At 60.4% G+C, this 14320-nt stretch carries 14 protein-coding genes and 1 tRNA gene; 1 reads left to right on the top strand and 14 read right to left on the bottom strand.

Annotation, left to right across the window (positions count from 1 at the left end; translation table 11 throughout):
* Positions 1-59: 59 nt before the first annotated feature.
* From rpoB to JI744_RS09745, 14 genes are all read right to left on the bottom strand, one after another.
* The gene (gene rpoB, locus JI744_RS09810) at positions 60-4193 is read right to left on the bottom strand and encodes a DNA-directed RNA polymerase subunit beta (protein WP_202660123.1); all 4134 of its coding nucleotides are present in this window, start codon (positions 4191-4193) and stop codon (positions 60-62) included.
* 247 nt (positions 4194-4440) lie between these two features.
* Positions 4441-4815 carry a 50S ribosomal protein L7/L12 gene (gene rplL, locus JI744_RS09805; protein WP_202660121.1) on the bottom strand — a complete coding sequence of 125 codons (375 nt, stop codon included), beginning with the start codon at positions 4813-4815 and terminating at the stop codon, positions 4441-4443.
* 65 nt (positions 4816-4880) lie between these two features.
* Positions 4881-5396, bottom strand: a complete 516-nt coding sequence (gene rplJ / locus JI744_RS09800) for a 50S ribosomal protein L10 (RefSeq protein WP_202660119.1) — start codon at positions 5394-5396, stop codon at positions 4881-4883.
* Between the two features lie 325 nt (positions 5397-5721).
* Positions 5722-6420: a 50S ribosomal protein L1 gene (gene rplA, locus JI744_RS09795; protein WP_202660117.1), complete on the bottom strand. Its 699-nt coding sequence runs from the start codon at positions 6418-6420 to the stop codon at positions 5722-5724.
* A gap of 4 nt (positions 6421-6424) precedes the next feature.
* Positions 6425-6877: a 50S ribosomal protein L11 gene (rplK, locus tag JI744_RS09790; RefSeq protein WP_202660115.1), complete on the bottom strand. Its 453-nt coding sequence runs from the start codon at positions 6875-6877 to the stop codon at positions 6425-6427.
* A gap of 82 nt (positions 6878-6959) precedes the next feature.
* Positions 6960-7493 carry a transcription termination/antitermination protein NusG gene (nusG, locus tag JI744_RS09785; RefSeq protein WP_202660113.1) on the bottom strand — a complete coding sequence of 178 codons (534 nt, stop codon included), beginning with the start codon at positions 7491-7493 and terminating at the stop codon, positions 6960-6962.
* A gap of 186 nt (positions 7494-7679) precedes the next feature.
* Positions 7680-7877 (bottom strand): preprotein translocase subunit SecE, encoded by a 198-nt coding sequence (gene secE / locus JI744_RS09780; RefSeq protein WP_202660111.1) that lies wholly within the window; start codon positions 7875-7877, stop codon positions 7680-7682.
* 106 nt (positions 7878-7983) lie between these two features.
* A tRNA-Trp gene (locus JI744_RS09775) sits at positions 7984-8059 on the bottom strand.
* An 82-nt stretch (positions 8060-8141) separates the two neighbouring features.
* On the bottom strand, positions 8142-9710 hold the full coding sequence (locus tag JI744_RS09770) for a GMC family oxidoreductase (protein WP_202660109.1): 1569 nt from the start codon (positions 9708-9710) through the stop codon (positions 8142-8144).
* Positions 9711-9722: 12 nt separating this feature from the next.
* Positions 9723-10283, bottom strand: a complete 561-nt coding sequence (locus JI744_RS09765) for a Twin-arginine translocation pathway signal (RefSeq protein WP_202660107.1) — start codon at positions 10281-10283, stop codon at positions 9723-9725.
* Between the two features lie 34 nt (positions 10284-10317).
* Positions 10318-10713 (bottom strand): VOC family protein, encoded by a 396-nt coding sequence (locus JI744_RS09760; protein ID WP_202660105.1) that lies wholly within the window; start codon positions 10711-10713, stop codon positions 10318-10320.
* An 87-nt stretch (positions 10714-10800) separates the two neighbouring features.
* Positions 10801-11091, bottom strand: a complete 291-nt coding sequence (locus tag JI744_RS09755) for a ribbon-helix-helix domain-containing protein (RefSeq protein ID WP_202660103.1) — start codon at positions 11089-11091, stop codon at positions 10801-10803.
* 117 nt (positions 11092-11208) lie between these two features.
* The gene (tuf, locus tag JI744_RS09750) at positions 11209-12384 is read right to left on the bottom strand and encodes an elongation factor Tu (RefSeq protein WP_202660101.1); all 1176 of its coding nucleotides are present in this window, start codon (positions 12382-12384) and stop codon (positions 11209-11211) included.
* 97 nt (positions 12385-12481) lie between these two features.
* Entirely contained in the window at positions 12482-13213 is a 732-nt protein-coding gene (locus tag JI744_RS09745) for a hypothetical protein (RefSeq protein ID WP_236019365.1), read from the bottom strand.
* A gap of 222 nt (positions 13214-13435) precedes the next feature.
* Here JI744_RS09745 and JI744_RS09740 point away from each other — a divergent pair, with 222 nt between their 5' ends.
* Positions 13436-14290, top strand: coding sequence for a flagellar motor protein MotB (locus JI744_RS09740; protein WP_202660099.1), 855 nt, complete (start codon positions 13436-13438; stop codon positions 14288-14290).
* Positions 14291-14320: the final 30 nt, after the last annotated feature.

Raw genomic sequence — 14320 nt, 5'->3', positions numbered from 1 at the left:
GGAGGGAGCCGGTTTCCTTGAAGAAACCGGCCCGGAATTTTCAAAAATTCCGGTTTCCCTCACTCTTCCTCCGCATCCAGGAGTTCCATGTTGAGGCCGAGGCCGCGAACTTCCTTGACGAGAACGTTGAACGATTCCGGCACGCCGGCCTCGAAGTTGTCCTCGCCCTTGACGATCGACTCGTACACCTTGGTCCGGCCTGCCACGTCGTCCGACTTGACGGTCAGCATCTCTTGCAGGGTATAGGCGGCACCATAGGCTTCCAGAGCCCAGACCTCCATTTCCCCCAGACGCTGGCCACCGAACTGCGCCTTCCCACCCAGCGGCTGCTGAGTGACAAGCGAATACGGCCCGGTCGAACGCGCGTGCAGCTTGTCATCGACAAGGTGGTGCAGCTTGAGCATGTATTTCACGCCCACGGTGACCTTGCGCTGGAACTTTTCACCCGACCGGCCGTCGAACACATCCGACTGGCCCGACTGGTCAAAGCCCGCACGACGCAGCGCGTCGTTCACATCCGCCTCTTTCGCCCCGTCAAACACCGGGGTGGCAATCGGCACGCCCTTGGTCACGTTGCCGGCCAGTTCCAGGAACTCGGCCTCATCACGCTCAGCAAAGGCGTCTTCGTAGGTCTCGTCACCGTAAGCCAGACGCACCGCTTCGCGCACCGGGGTCAGGTCGCCCGACCGGCGATACTCTTTCAAAGCATCGTCGATCTTGATGCCCAGACCGCGTGCGGCCCAGCCCATGTGGGTTTCCAAGATCTGACCGACGTTCATGCGCGACGGCACGCCCAGCGGGTTCAGAACCAGGTCAACATGGGTGCCATCGGCCAGGAACGGCATATCTTCGATCGGAACGACCTTGGAAATAACGCCCTTGTTGCCGTGACGACCGGCCATCTTGTCGCCCGGTTGCAGCTTTCGCTTCACCGCGACGAACACCTTGACCATCTTCATCACGCCGGGGGGCAGATCGTCGCCCCGGCGGACCTTTTCCACCTTGTCTTCAAAGCGGTGGTCAAGGGCGCGTTTCTGCGCCTCAAACTGGTCGTGCAGGGCTTCGACTTCCTTGGCGAGATCTTCTTCGCCAACCGCCAACTGCCACCACTGACCACGCGACAGCGTGCCCAGCAGTTCGTCATCAATGGTCGAGCCGGACTTGATGCCTTTCGGACCCTTGACGGCAACCTTGCCGGAAATCAGCGCTTTCAGACGCGAGTAGATGTTGCGTTCCAGAATGGTCAGCTCGTCGTCGCGGTCGCGCGACAGACGTTCCACTTCTTCCCGCTCGATCTGAAGCGCGCGTTCGTCCTTGTCCACACCATGGCGGTTGAAAACACGAACTTCCACGATGGTGCCGAAGGCGCCGGGCGGCAGACGCAAGCTGGTGTCGCGCACGTCCGATGCCTTTTCGCCAAAGATGGCGCGCAGCAACTTTTCTTCCGGGGTCATCGGCGATTCACCCTTGGGGGTGATCTTGCCAACCAGAATGTCGCCCGGGTTCACCTCGGCGCCGATATAGACGATGCCAGCCTCGTCGAGGTTGCGCAGCGCCTCTTCACCGACGTTCGGGATGTCGCGGGTAATCTCTTCCGGCCCCAGCTTCGTATCACGCGCTGCGACTTCGTATTCTTCGATATGGATCGAGGTGAACACGTCGTCTTTCAGAATACGTTCCGAAATCAGGATCGAGTCTTCATAGTTGTAGCCATTCCACGGCATGAACGCGACGATGACGTTCCGGCCCAGGGCCAGTTCGCCAAAATCGGTGCAGGGGCCGTCGGCCACAACTTCACCACGGGCCACCGTATCGCCCACCTTCACCAGCGGGCGCTGGTTGATGCAGGACGACTGGTTCGACCGCTTGAACTTGCGCAGACGGTAGATGTCCACGCCCGGCTCGCCCGGTTCCAGCATTTCGGTTGCGCGGATAACGATACGCTGCGCGTCCACCTGGTCAATCACACCGGCCCGGCGCGCCATGATGGCAGCCCCGGAATCGCGCGCCACCACGGCCTCGATCCCCGTGCCCACGAAAGGCGCATCGGATTGCAGCAGCGGAACCGCCTGACGCTGCATGTTCGAGCCCATCAGGGCGCGGTTGGCGTCGTCATTTTCCAGGAACGGGATCAGCGAGGCCGCAACCGAAACCAACTGCTTCGGCGACACGTCAATCAGGTCGATGGCATCCGGCGGGTTCAGCATGAATTCGCCTGCTTTCCGGCTGGAAATCAGGTCATCGGTGAACTTGCCTTCGGCGCTTTGGGCGGCGTTGGCCTGCGCCACGGTGTGGCGCATTTCCTCGGTCGCCGACATGTAGATCACCTCATCGGTGACCTTGCCGTCAATAACCTTGCGATACGGGGTCTCGATGAAGCCATACTTGTTCACGCGGGCAAAGGTGGCCAGCGAGTTGATCAGGCCGATGTTCTGACCTTCCGGCGTTTCAATCGGGCACATCCGGCCATAGTGGGTCGGGTGAACGTCGCGGACTTCAAAGCCAGCGCGTTCCCGCGTCAGACCGCCCGGACCAAGGGCCGACAGGCGGCGCTTGTGCGTCACTTCGGACAGCGGGTTGGTCTGGTCCATGAACTGCGACAGCTGCGAAGAGCCGAAGAATTCACGCACCGCAGCCGCAGCCGGTTTCGCGTTGATCAGGTCTTGCGGCATGATCGTGTCGATTTCCACCGACGACATGCGTTCCTTGATCGCCCGCTCCATGCGCAAGAGGCCGACGCGATACTGATTTTCCATCAGCTCGCCAACCGAGCGCACCCGGCGGTTGCCGAGGTGGTCGATGTCGTCGATCTCGCCCTTGCCGTCGCGCAGTTCAGTCAGCGCCTTGATGCAGGCGATGATGTCGTCGCGGTCCAGCGTGCGCTGGGTATCGGGCTTGCCCAGATCCAGACGCATGTTCATTTTTACCCGGCCAACGGCCGAGAGGTCATAGCGCTCGCTGTCGAAGAACAGGGTTTCGAAGAGCGTGGTTGCGGCCTCAACCGTTGGCGGCTCACCCGGACGCATGACGCGGTAGATATCCATGAGCGCGGTATCGCGGCCCATGTTCTTGTCTGCGGCCATGGTGTTGCGGATGTAGGGACCGACGTTCACGTTGTCGATGTCCAGCACCATGATCTCGGTGATGCCCTGATCCAGCAGAACCTTGACGGTGCCGCCCTTCGGCTCGCCGTCACGATCATATTCCATGGTCAGTTCGTCGCCGGCTTCGGCCCAGATCTCACCGGTTTCATCGTTGATCATGTCATTGGCGACATAGCGGCCAAGGATGTGGTCGAACGGCACCAGAACTTCGGTGACGACAGCCTCATCCTTCCACTTTTTCACCATCCGCGGCGTGGCCTTTTCGCCAGCCTTCAGGATGACTTCGCCGGTGGCGGCATCGACCAGATCATAGGCCGGGCGGGTGCCCGAAACGCGCTGCGGGAAGAACTTGGTGACCCAGCCCTTGTTCTTCACATAGCGGAAGGAAATCTTGTCGTAATAGGCATCCATGATGCCATCCTGATCCATGCCAAGCGCATAAAGCAGGGTCGTGACCGGCAGCTTGCGGCGGCGGTCGATACGCGCGAACACGATGTCCTTGGCGTCAAACTCAAAGTCCAGCCAGCTACCGCGATACGGGATGATGCGGCAGGCGAACAGCAGTTTGCCCGAAGAATGGGTCTTGCCCTTGTCGTGGTCAAAGAACACGCCGGGCGACCGGTGCATCTGGGAAACGATCACACGTTCGGTGCCGTTCACAATGAACGTGCCGTTCAGCGTCATCAGGGGCATGTCGCCCATGTAGACGTCTTGTTCCTTGATGTCCTTGACCGACTTGGCACCGGTGGTCTCATCGACATCGAACACGATCAGACGCAGCGTCACCTTCAGGGGTGCCGCATAGGTCAGGTCTCGCTGCATACATTCGTCAACGTCGTACTTGGGCTTTTCCAGCTCGTACTTGACGAACTCCAGCACGGCGGTTTCGTTGAAATCCTTGATCGGGAAGACCGACTGGAACGTGCCCTGGATACCCTCGCCATCCGCCGCTTTCGGGCCTTCGCCCGACCGCAGGAACAGGTCATAGGAAGATTTCTGAACCTCGATCAGGTTCGGCAGCTCCAGAACCTCACGGATCTTGCCGAAATACCGGCGAATCCGCTTTTGGCCTACGTAAGCTTGAGCCATGCTCGTCTTAACCTTTCTTCTTTTCGCGGCGGCTGCGCTTCGTCGGGTCACGAAGGCGCGCCACTGGGCAGGAAGGGGGTTTGGGCTCCATACCTGCCACCTGTCCCGTCAGGTGGCTCCCGAGCCTTCTACCGCGCCCAAGGAGAGACTTTCACGAAAGCCCCTTCCAAGACGCAGATAGCTGGGCCGGAGAAATCCCCGACCCAGCCAGAAAACCTGTCAGGATGCGATCTGCATCCCGGACCGATTACTTCAGCTCGACCTTGGCGCCAGCCTCTTCGAGCTTCTTCTTCATCGCTTCGGCGTCAGCCTTCGAAGCGCCTTCCTTGACCTTGCCACCGGCTTCGACCAAGTCCTTGGCTTCTTTCAGGCCCAGACCGGTGATCGCGCGCACTTCCTTGATCACGTTGATCTTGTTGGCGCCGGCGTCGGTCAGGACGACGTCGAATTCGGTCTTTTCTTCCGCAGCTTCAGCAGCAGCAGCCGGACCAGCAGCCATCATGACAGCGCCGCCAGCGGCGGGCTCGATGCCATACTTGTCCTTCAGGATGGTCTTCAGTTCCTGCGCTTGCAGCAGGGTCAGACCGACGATGTCTTCGGCGAGTTTGTTCAGATCAGCCATTTTGCTCATTCCGTAAGGTTAAGATGGGTTCCAACGACGTGAGTTTTCTCACGCGGGTCCGAAGATCAGGCCGCAGCCTTCTCCTCGATGGTCGAAAGGATGCCAGCGATGTTTGCAGCAGGCGCGCCAATGGCCCCGGCGATGTTCGACGCGGGCGCACCGATGCACGACACGATCTGAGCGATAAGCTCTTCGCGCGACGGCATGGAGGCCACGGTTTTCACACCAGCCTGGTCCAGAACCTCACCGCCCATGGTCCCGCCGAGGATAACGAACTTGTCGTTCCCCTTGGCATAGGCCTCAGAGACCTTCGCCGCAGCGACAGGGTCTTCCGAAAAGGCAAGTACGGTCATGCCCGTAAGCAGGTTACCCATCTTAGAACCGGGTTTACCTTCAAGGGCGATCTTGGCGAGCTTGTTCTTGGCAACGCGTACGGACCCGCCTACTTCGCGCATTTTCGCGCGCAGGTCCTGCATCTGTGCAACCGTCATACCCGCGTAGTGGGCAACCACCACGACGCCAGAGCTTTCGAAGATCTGGCCGAGTTCATCGACCACTTTCTCTTTCTGGGCTCTATCCACAGTTTCACTCCAAGTGTGGGGGTTTCCCCCCGGCTCATGTTTCGTGAGGGGTTAGTACCCGCCACGTCGGGTCCACGATGATGTCCCGAGAGCCAGATCACCCGAGGAAACCCCGGAGAAATTCGTCTCGAACCCCATCTCAGGCAGGGAAATATTAAGGCGTTTGCGCGCCACCCACCGTCTCGGACAAAGCATGACCACCCCCGTGACGAATCACGAAAGAGCAGACACAAGGGGCTAGTTAGTCGTTCCAAACGGCATTTCCAAGCCCCTCATGAAAACGGCCGCCCCGAAGGGCGGCCGTTTCATATCGATTTTGCCAATCTCAGGCGTTGGCGGTCGAAGCCAGATCCAGCGACACGCCCGGACCCATGGTCGAGGACAGCGACACTTTCTTGACATAGGTGCCCTTGGCGCCCGACGGCTTGGCCTTGGTCACCGCGTCAACAAAGGCGCGGACGTTCTGCGCCAGCTTGTCGTCGCCGAACGAGACCTTGCCGATCCCGGCATGGATCACACCGGCCTTTTCGACCTTGAACTGGACTTCGCCGCCCTTGGCCGCTTCGACCGCAGTCTTGACGTCCATGGTCACGGTACCGACCTTGGGGTTCGGCATCAGGTTGCGCGGGCCAAGGATCTTGCCCAGACGGCCAACCAGCGGCATCAGGTCCGGGGTGGCGATGCAGCGATCGAACTCGATCTTGCCGCCCTGGATGATTTCCAGCAGGTCTTCCGCACCAACGATATCCGCACCGGCGGCCTTGGCTTCATCAGCCTTGGCACCACGGGCGAACACGGCCACGCGCACGGTTTTACCCGTGCCGTTCGGCAGTTGCACCACACCACGGACCATCTGGTCGGCGTGACGCGGGTCAACGCCCAGGTTCATAGCGATTTCAAGGGTCTCGTCGAACTTGGCCGACGCGGCGTCCTTGATCAGCTTGACAGCATCTTCAACCGACAGGTTGGCCTTGCCGACGAACAGGTCTTGCGCCTTCTTCACGCGCTTTGCGATCTTGGTCATGGTCTCAGCCCTTCACATCAATGCCGCAGGACTTGGCCGAGCCAAGGATGATGTTCATCGCCGCTTCGATCGAATTGGCGTTGAGATCTTTCATCTTGGTTTCAGCGATCTTGCGGACCTGCGCCGCAGTGATCGTGCCAGCCACTTCACGGCCCGGCTTGACCGAACCCTTGGCGCGGTTGCGCTTGCCGACGGGCGGCAGACCAGCAGCCTGCTTGATCAGGAACGAGGCCGGGGCCGTCTTCAGCTCGAGGCTGAACGACTTGTCCTGATAATAGGTGATGATCACGGGGGTGGGGGTGCCCGGCGCGATGTCAGCGGTCTTCGCGTTGAATTCCTTGACGAAGGCCATGATGTTCAGGCCGCGCTGACCCAGTGCCGGGCCGACGGGCGGGGACGGGTTGGCTTGGCCCGCTTTCACTTGCAGCTTGAGGCTGCCGATAATCTTCTTGGCCATCTGGCCTCTCCTTTGTCACAGCGCCAAATGGCGCGGTTTAGTGGTCCGGGTTCCCCTTGGGGTCACCTCCCACGCGATGCACTCAAAGGCCCTTGGCCACCTGAGTGAATTCCAGCTCCACAGGCGTCGCGCGCCCGAAGATCGAGACGGACACTTTCAGGCGGCTGTGCGCCTCGTCCACGTCTTCAACCATACCGTCAAAGCCCTCGAACGGGCCGTCGGTTACCTTGACCTTTTCGCCCACGTCGAACCGGATCAGGTTGCGCGGGGCTTCCAGACCTTCTTCGACACGGTTCAGAATGGTGTTCACTTCGCTGTCACGCATCGGCATCGGCTTGCCCTGCGGGCCAAGAAAGCCGGTGACGCGGTTGATCGAGGAAATCAGGTGATAGCCGCGGCTGGTCATTTCCATATGCACCAGCACATAGCCCGGCATGAAGCGACGCTCGGAGGTCACCTTCTTGCCGCGACGCACCTCGATCACTTCCTCGGTCGGAACCAGAACCTCGTCGATCTCGTCCTGAAGGCCGTTCTCTTCGACCGTCGTTCTGATCTGCTCGGCAACCTTCTTCTCGAAGTTCGAGAGGACGCTTACCGAATACCAACGCTTGGCCATGCCGCTTCCACCTTGTTTCGGGCCATGCCCGTTCGTTCGATTGCGGGTGGCGCGCCACCCTTTCGGGAACAAAAAACAGCGCGCATCTCGAATCGATGCGCGCCGGGTTCCGCTTGGATGGGCGCGGGATAGCCGCACCCGCCCGCTATTTCAAGTGCCTTGCATCAAGGCCCGCCAGACCAGCGCTTATTTGGCGCCGATCAACTGGTGCAGACCAAAGTTGATCACAATGTCCACCAAGCTGAAAAACGTCGCGGCAAGGGCAGCCATGATGAACACCATGATGGTGGTCAAAATAACCTCACGCCGGGTCGGCCAGACAACTTTGGCGACTTCGGCGCGGACCTGCTGGATGAACTGGATCGGGTTGGTCTTGGTGGCCATGTCGGTTCCAATGCTGCGGTTGGTGGCCAGATACGCCCATGGCCCCGCGAATTCAAGGTGCTTCCGCGCCTGTGCCGGGCGGCATTGTCATTCATATGCGGAAGATTGGCAGGGGCAGCAGGGATCGAACCCGCGACCTACGGTTTTGGAGACCGTCGCTCTACCAGCTGAGCTATACCCCTAGGCCTGAGCCGGGGGGTTAAGCCACCGGGCAGGGGAAATCAAGGGGCAACCTGTCGGCTGCCCCAAGGTATTTTCACGCTGTCAGATGTTCTTGGCACTCATCTCACGCGCAATGTGGTCCGCCTGCCGGATCGCCAAAGCCACGATGGTCAGTGTCGGGTTTTCCGACGCGCCCGAAGTGAACTGTGATCCGTCCGAGACAAACAGGTTCGCGATATCGTGGCTTTGGCCGTGCTTGTTGACCACACCATCCGCGGCCTTTTCCGACATGCGGTTGGTGCCAAGGTTGTGGGTGCTGGGATAGGGCGGCGTGGGGAAGGTGCGGGTTGCCCCAACGGCCTTGTAGATCTCTTCGCCCCGGGCATAGGCGTGGTTGCGCATGGCTACGTCATTGGGATGGTCGTCAAAGTTGACGTTGGCCACCGGCAGACCGTGCTGGTCCTTGGTTTCCGACAGGGTGACGCCATTGCCAAGCTGCGGCATATCCTCGCCCACGATCCACATGCCTGCCATGTTCTCATAGCTGTCAAGCGCGGTTGTGAACCCCCTGCCCCATGCGCCGGGGTTCAGGAAAGCCGCCATGAACGGCAGGCCCAGCGACAGGGTTTCCAGCTCATACCCGCCGACAAAACCGCGTGACGGGTCGTGCCGCGCCTCGTCCTGCATGATCCCGGCCATGGTGGTGCCGCGCCACATCCGCACCGGCTTGTCGAACACAGCATAGACCGAGCCGGTGGTGTGGCGCATGTAGTTCTTGCCCACCATACCCGAGGAATTGCCCATCCCGTCCGGGAACATGGACGAGGCAGAGTTCAACAGCAGACGCGGGCTTTCGAACGAGTTTCCGGCGACGCAGACGATGCGGGCCTTCTGCATTTGCAGATTGCCGTCCTTGTCAAAATATTCGACCCCGGTGGCCTTGCCTGCGTCGTCGTGCAGGATGCGCGCAACATGGCTGCGGTCGCGCACCTCCAGATTGCCGGTCGCTTCGCCGCGCGGAATGTCGGTATAGGCGGCCGACCATTTGGCCCCCCATTTGCAGCCCTGAAAGCAGAAACCCGTCTGCTGGCAGGCCATCCGGTCATCATATTCCGACGAGTTGATCGCCATGCGCCCGGTGTGGACCTCTTTATAGCCCAGCGCCTTCGCGCCCTTCTCGAACACCTTGAAGTTGTTGTTGCCCGGCAGGCCGGCCCGGTCGCCGGTGCGCGTCACGCCCAGCTTGGTTTCGGCCTTTTCGTACCAGGGGGCCATTTCGGACCCGTCAATCGGCCAGTCGAGCAGATTGGCCCCGTCGACCTTGCCATAGGTGCTCAGCGCCTTCCACTCATGCTCCTGAAACCGGATCGAGGCCCCGGCCCAGTGCGTGGTGGTGCCGCCAACCGCTTTCACAATCCATGCCGGCAACCCGGCAAAGTCCTTGTGGACGCGCCAACTGCCCGTGGTGGTGCGCGCATCGGTCCAGGCAAGCTGGGAAAAGCTGTCCCATTCGTCGTTGATGAAGTCTTCGGGCAGATACCGCCCGCCCGCCTCCAGCGCCACGACCTTGACGCCCTTTTGCGCCAGTTCGTGGGCCAATACCCCGCCACCGGCACCCGTGCCGATGATGACGACAACGCTGTCGTCGTTCAGATCGAATTTCGCAACCATTGCCGCCTCCTCTTAAAGCCAGTCGATGTCGTCAAAGCCGCGGTTGATATAACCGCCTTTCGAGAAGGACTCGCCCTCATAGCCGAACAGCGGCCAGATGTCCTTCTGGTTATAAAGCCCGGTCACCAGACCGGCGCGCACGGTTTGAAAGAAGGTAGTTCCTTCAACGGCTTGCAGAACCTTGACCCGATCTTCCTCCCAGCCGATCGAGGCGTAATTCTCATGCCCTTGGGCCTTGGCGGCCTCGTCCAGCGCGGCGGTGCCCTCGGCGACCATGGCCTTGTTGTCCTCGCTGTCATACCCCTTGACGGCGACGACATAGAATTTGTCGGCAATCCGGTCGTGCGGATAGGTATCGCGGGCCATCTGGACCAGCGTTGCCATCTGCTCTGGCGTGATCACGGTGACCTCGGCGGCCCAGGCGGCATCGGGGGCGGCGATAAAGCCCGCCCCGATCACTGTCATGGCCCCGGTAGCAAAGGCCCGTCTCAGCAACTCGCGGCGGCTGATCCCGGCAAGTTCGGGCGACGGCTCCCGCAGGGGCGGGCGCCGGGTGGCGTGGCTATGTTTCATGGTCTCCTCCCTAAGACTGAAACGTGGCTGAGGGTCAGGCGTATCGCCCGCCCCTTTGAATGACCTCGACCTGGTAACCATCGGGGTCGGCGATGAAGAAAAACTTGGCGACCTGAACATCCCCGTTGCGGAAATCGACCAGCTTGCGCGGCGCAAGGCCCGCTGCGGTCAGCCGCGCGTGTTCAGCTTCGACATCGGCAACGGTGACCGCGAAATGGCCGTAGCCATCGCCCAGATTGTATGGCTCGATCCGGCCCTTGTTGACCGTCAGTTCCAGTTCGAACCCACTTTCGGCGTTCGAAAGGTAAATCAGCGTAAAGCTTTCGAAATCCAGCCGATCCGCGATCTTTAACCCAAAGGCCTGATCATAAAACACCACCGAGCGCGCTTCTTCCAGCACGCGGATCATCGAATGGACTGCCTTGGCCATAGAACCCTCCAGAACTTCGCAGTTTTGGTAAGGTTACAGAACCAATTTTAAGGGCGGGTAGTAGGCTGCTACTACATCGCCACTTTGTCACTCTGCCGCGATGGGCCGTGCGATCCGGTCGTATTCGCCCAGATGGATGGTGCAGGCACAGCGCAGCAGCGAGGTAAAATTGGTCGCCTCTCCCTGTTGCTGCAACACTTCGGAATGCAGCTTTGACAAGAAAGCAGGGGTCGAAACCCCTTCTTTCGCGGCGATATGATCAAGAATGCCCCAAAAGGCGCGTTCAAGTCTGATCGAGGTGGACTGACCGTTCAGCCGCAACCGGCGGGTCACGGATTCATAGCGGCTGGGGTCTTGTCCGGCGAATATCTGGCACATGGCTGGGTTCCTCCCCGGACCAAAGGTTAAGAGGTCCAGCCCAAAGGTCAACAGTGCTTTCGGACAGCAAAAGGGCCGCCCGAGGGGCGGCCCTTTTGTTTTCAATAGACTGACAGATCAGGCGATGATTCTTGCGACGACGCCTGCACCGACGGTGCGGCCGCCTTCGCGGATGGCGAAGCGCAGTTTTTCTTCCATCGCGATTGGAGCGATCAGCTCAACCTCGAACTTCAGGTTGTCGCCCGGCATCACCATTTCCGTGCCTTCCGGCAGCTTCACCGTCCCGGTCACGTCCGTCGTGCGGAAGTAGAACTGCGGGCGGTAGTTCGCGAAGAACGGGGTGTGGCGGCCGCCTTCTTCCTTGGTCAGGATGTAGGCTTCGGCTTCGAACTTGGTGTGCGGGTTCACCGACTTCGGCTTGCACAGCACCTGGCCACGTTCCACGCCTTCACGGTCGATGCCGCGCAGCAGGATGCCGACGTTGTCGCCAGCCTCGCCACGATCCAGCAGCTTGCGGAACATTTCCACGCCCGTGCAGGTCGATTTCTTGGTGTCGCGGATGCCGACGATTTCAACTTCGTCGCCGACGTTGATCACGCCACGCTCGATACGCCCCGTAACAACCGTGCCGCGGCCCGAGATCGAGAACACGTCTTCGATCGGCATCAGGAACGGCTGGTCAACAGCGCGTGCCGGGGTCGGGATATACGAGTCAACCGCAGCCATCAGCGCGCGGATCGAATCCTCGCCGATGTCCTTGCGCTCGCCGATCATCGCCTGGTGGGCCGAGCCCTTGATGATCGGAATGTCATCGCCGGGGTATTCGTAGGACGAGAACAGCTCGCGCAGTTCCATCTCGACCAGCTCGATCAGCTCTTCGTCATCAACAAGGTCAACCTTGTTCATGTAGCACACCATGTAGGGGATACCCACCTGGCGGCCCAAGAGGATGTGCTCGCGGGTCTGCGGCATCGGGCCGTCCGAAGCGGCGCAAACCAGAATGGCGCCGTCCATCTGCGCCGCACCGGTGATCATGTTCTTCACATAGTCGGCGTGGCCGGGGCAGTCGACGTGCGCATAGTGACGGTTTTCCGTCTCATACTCAACGTGAGCCGTCGAGATCGTGATCCCGCGAGCACGCTCTTCCGGCGCGCCGTCGATCTGGTCATAGGCCCGGAATTCACCGAAATACTTCGTGATCGCAGCCGTCAGCGTCGTCTTGCCATGGTCAACGTGACCAATGGTCCCGATGTTCACATGCGGCTTGTTACGTTCAAACTTTGCCTTTGCCATGATGGCGCCCTCGGTTTTGGGGGCCCGGCAACCGGGCCCTATTCTACACGCGCGGCGGCTTATCTGGTGGCAGAGGGAAAATCAAGGGCCCGTTGGCTCAGGGAACCGTTCCCGCCGGATTGGGCAACAGCACAGGCGGCGTTGCGGGCTTGGCGGCGGCCCTTTGGGTGACCTTTGGCGCCGCCTTGACCGGCGCTGCGGGAACCACCGGGGCCTTGGCAGGGGCCGCAACAGGGGCGGCCACAGCAGCGGGCGTGGTGACCTCTGGCGTCGCCGCAGCTTTTGTTCCCTTAGGGGGCAGCCCGAACCATTCGGGATTCGTCAGAAGCCACTGTTCGACCTTTTTGACCGCGTTGTAGCTCAGAACCTCCATCTGCTTTTCCTTGGATTGCGTCAGACCCGATCCGATGAAGGTCTCTGGCGAGGCCTTTTCAAACACCATGATCTGCTTGCCCTCTGGGTTCAGCTTCTTCTTGGCGGCATCGTCCCATATGTTCGCCGTGATCACCAGAATCGACTTGGGCTTCAGCACCACGGGAATGCCGGGCGGCGCCAGGGCATAGCCGTCGATCGCGATGCCTATGTCATAGAGCTTTTCGCCCTGATAGCGGCCAAAGCGGTCTTGCACGGCTTTCTCGATCGCCGCTTCCCATTGCTCCTTTGTCGCCTCGCGCGAGATCGGAACCTTCTGGATATTGTCGGCCACCGCGATGTTCAGGCCCAGCCGGAACGGACCAAGCGGTGCCGGAGGCTCTGCAAGATCGCTGTTCTGGCAGGCCGCAAGCGCCAAAAGGGCAAGACTGAAGGCAATCGGACGAATAGCTGACATGACGCTCCTCGGGCTGACATTTCCGGGATACAGAGGGGCGGGCGCTAAAGCAACTCTGCCACATGGCGTTCTGCGGCGGATCAACGCTTATTCGCCGAGACCGCCCCCCTGCCACACCCGCAAATGCCATCTCTGCGCCAAATAGCTAAAATGCCGGACCTTAAGCCTCTGTAAATCGCGTTCAGGCAGGCTGAAGCCGGGTGTGAAATACTGGGTGTGTGAATGGCCGGGCAGACGAATGCCGCGCCAGTCATCATCAAGCGGAAGAAGATCGTTGTCGGCGGCGGGCACCACGGTGGGGCGTGGAAAGTGGCCTATGCTGACTTTGTGACGGCCATGATGGCCTTCTTCATGCTGATGTGGCTGTTGAACGCGACGACGGAAAAACAACGCAAGGGCATCGCGGATTACTTCAATCCGACAATCCCGGTCAGCCGCATTTCAGGCGGCGGTGATGGTGCCTTTGGCGGCGATTCCGTGATGACCGAAGATACGCTGGCACAAAACGGCACCGGGGCATCGAATCTTTACCCGTCTGACAGCCAAAAGGCGCGCGGCGACAGCGGCACCAGTTCGGAGGCGGGCGCGCAAAATGGCCGCAAGGGGGATGAGCAAGAGCAGCGGAAGGTTGAAAAACAACTGACCGCCCTTGGCGGCGAAAGCATGATCATGGCACGCCTGTTGCGTCATGTGACCACCCGCATCACCGACGAAGGGCTGGTGATCGAGGTGTTCGACATCGAAGGCAAGCCCCTGTTCGATCTGAATACCGCCGCGCCGACCGATGAGGCGCGCCAGATTGCAGCCCTTCTGACCGAGGTACTGGCGGTGACCGAAAATCAACTTTCGGTCGACGGCTATGTCCATGCCTATCCTGTGACGCTGATCCACAACCCCGCCTGGACCCTGTCGTCAGACCGCGCCCAAGCCTTTCGCACTCTGTTGGAGGGCAAGGGTTTCACGGCAAATCGAATCGCCCGGATCACCGGGCATTCCGACCGCAAGCCTGCCGTGGCGGACCCGATTGCCCTGCGAAACAACCGTATCGAGCTGATCTTGCTGCGAAACCAGCCGTGACAGAGCAGCGGACTAGAAATCGCGATCGCC

Origin of the sequence: Fuscibacter oryzae (assembly GCF_016765795.1) — a bacterium.
GTDB classification, from domain to species: domain Bacteria; phylum Pseudomonadota; class Alphaproteobacteria; order Rhodobacterales; family Rhodobacteraceae; genus Fuscibacter; species Fuscibacter oryzae.
Note: the sequence above shows the minus strand (reverse complement) of the source record. Positions and strands in the feature narration are given on the sequence as shown.

Bases quoted from the DNA above. Each gene is read 5' to 3' on its own strand.
- rpoB (WP_202660123.1), bottom strand. From the start codon at position 4,193: ATGGCTCAAGCTTACGTAGGCCAAAAGCGGATTCGCCGGTATTTCGGC.
- rplL (WP_202660121.1), bottom strand. From the start codon at position 4,815: ATGGCTGATCTGAACAAACTCGCCGAAGACATCGTCGGTCTGACCCTG.
- rplA (WP_202660117.1), bottom strand. From the start codon at position 6,420: ATGACCAAGATCGCAAAGCGCGTGAAGAAGGCGCAAGACCTGTTCGTC.
- rplK (WP_202660115.1), bottom strand. From the start codon at position 6,877: ATGGCCAAGAAGATTATCGGCAGCCTCAAGCTGCAAGTGAAAGCGGGC.
- nusG (WP_202660113.1), bottom strand. From the start codon at position 7,493: ATGGCCAAGCGTTGGTATTCGGTAAGCGTCCTCTCGAACTTCGAGAAG.
- secE (WP_202660111.1), bottom strand. From the start codon at position 7,877: ATGGCCACCAAGACCAACCCGATCCAGTTCATCCAGCAGGTCCGCGCC.
- JI744_RS09770 (WP_202660109.1), bottom strand. From the start codon at position 9,710: ATGGTTGCGAAATTCGATCTGAACGACGACAGCGTTGTCGTCATCATC.
- JI744_RS09765 (WP_202660107.1), bottom strand. From the start codon at position 10,283: ATGAAACATAGCCACGCCACCCGGCGCCCGCCCCTGCGGGAGCCGTCG.
- JI744_RS09760 (WP_202660105.1), bottom strand. From the start codon at position 10,713: ATGGCCAAGGCAGTCCATTCGATGATCCGCGTGCTGGAAGAAGCGCGC.
- JI744_RS09755 (WP_202660103.1), bottom strand. From the start codon at position 11,091: ATGTGCCAGATATTCGCCGGACAAGACCCCAGCCGCTATGAATCCGTG.
- tuf (WP_202660101.1), bottom strand. From the start codon at position 12,384: ATGGCAAAGGCAAAGTTTGAACGTAACAAGCCGCATGTGAACATCGGG.
- JI744_RS09745 (WP_236019365.1), bottom strand. From the start codon at position 13,213: ATGTCAGCTATTCGTCCGATTGCCTTCAGTCTTGCCCTTTTGGCGCTT.
- JI744_RS09740 (WP_202660099.1), top strand. From the start codon at position 13,436: ATGGCCGGGCAGACGAATGCCGCGCCAGTCATCATCAAGCGGAAGAAG.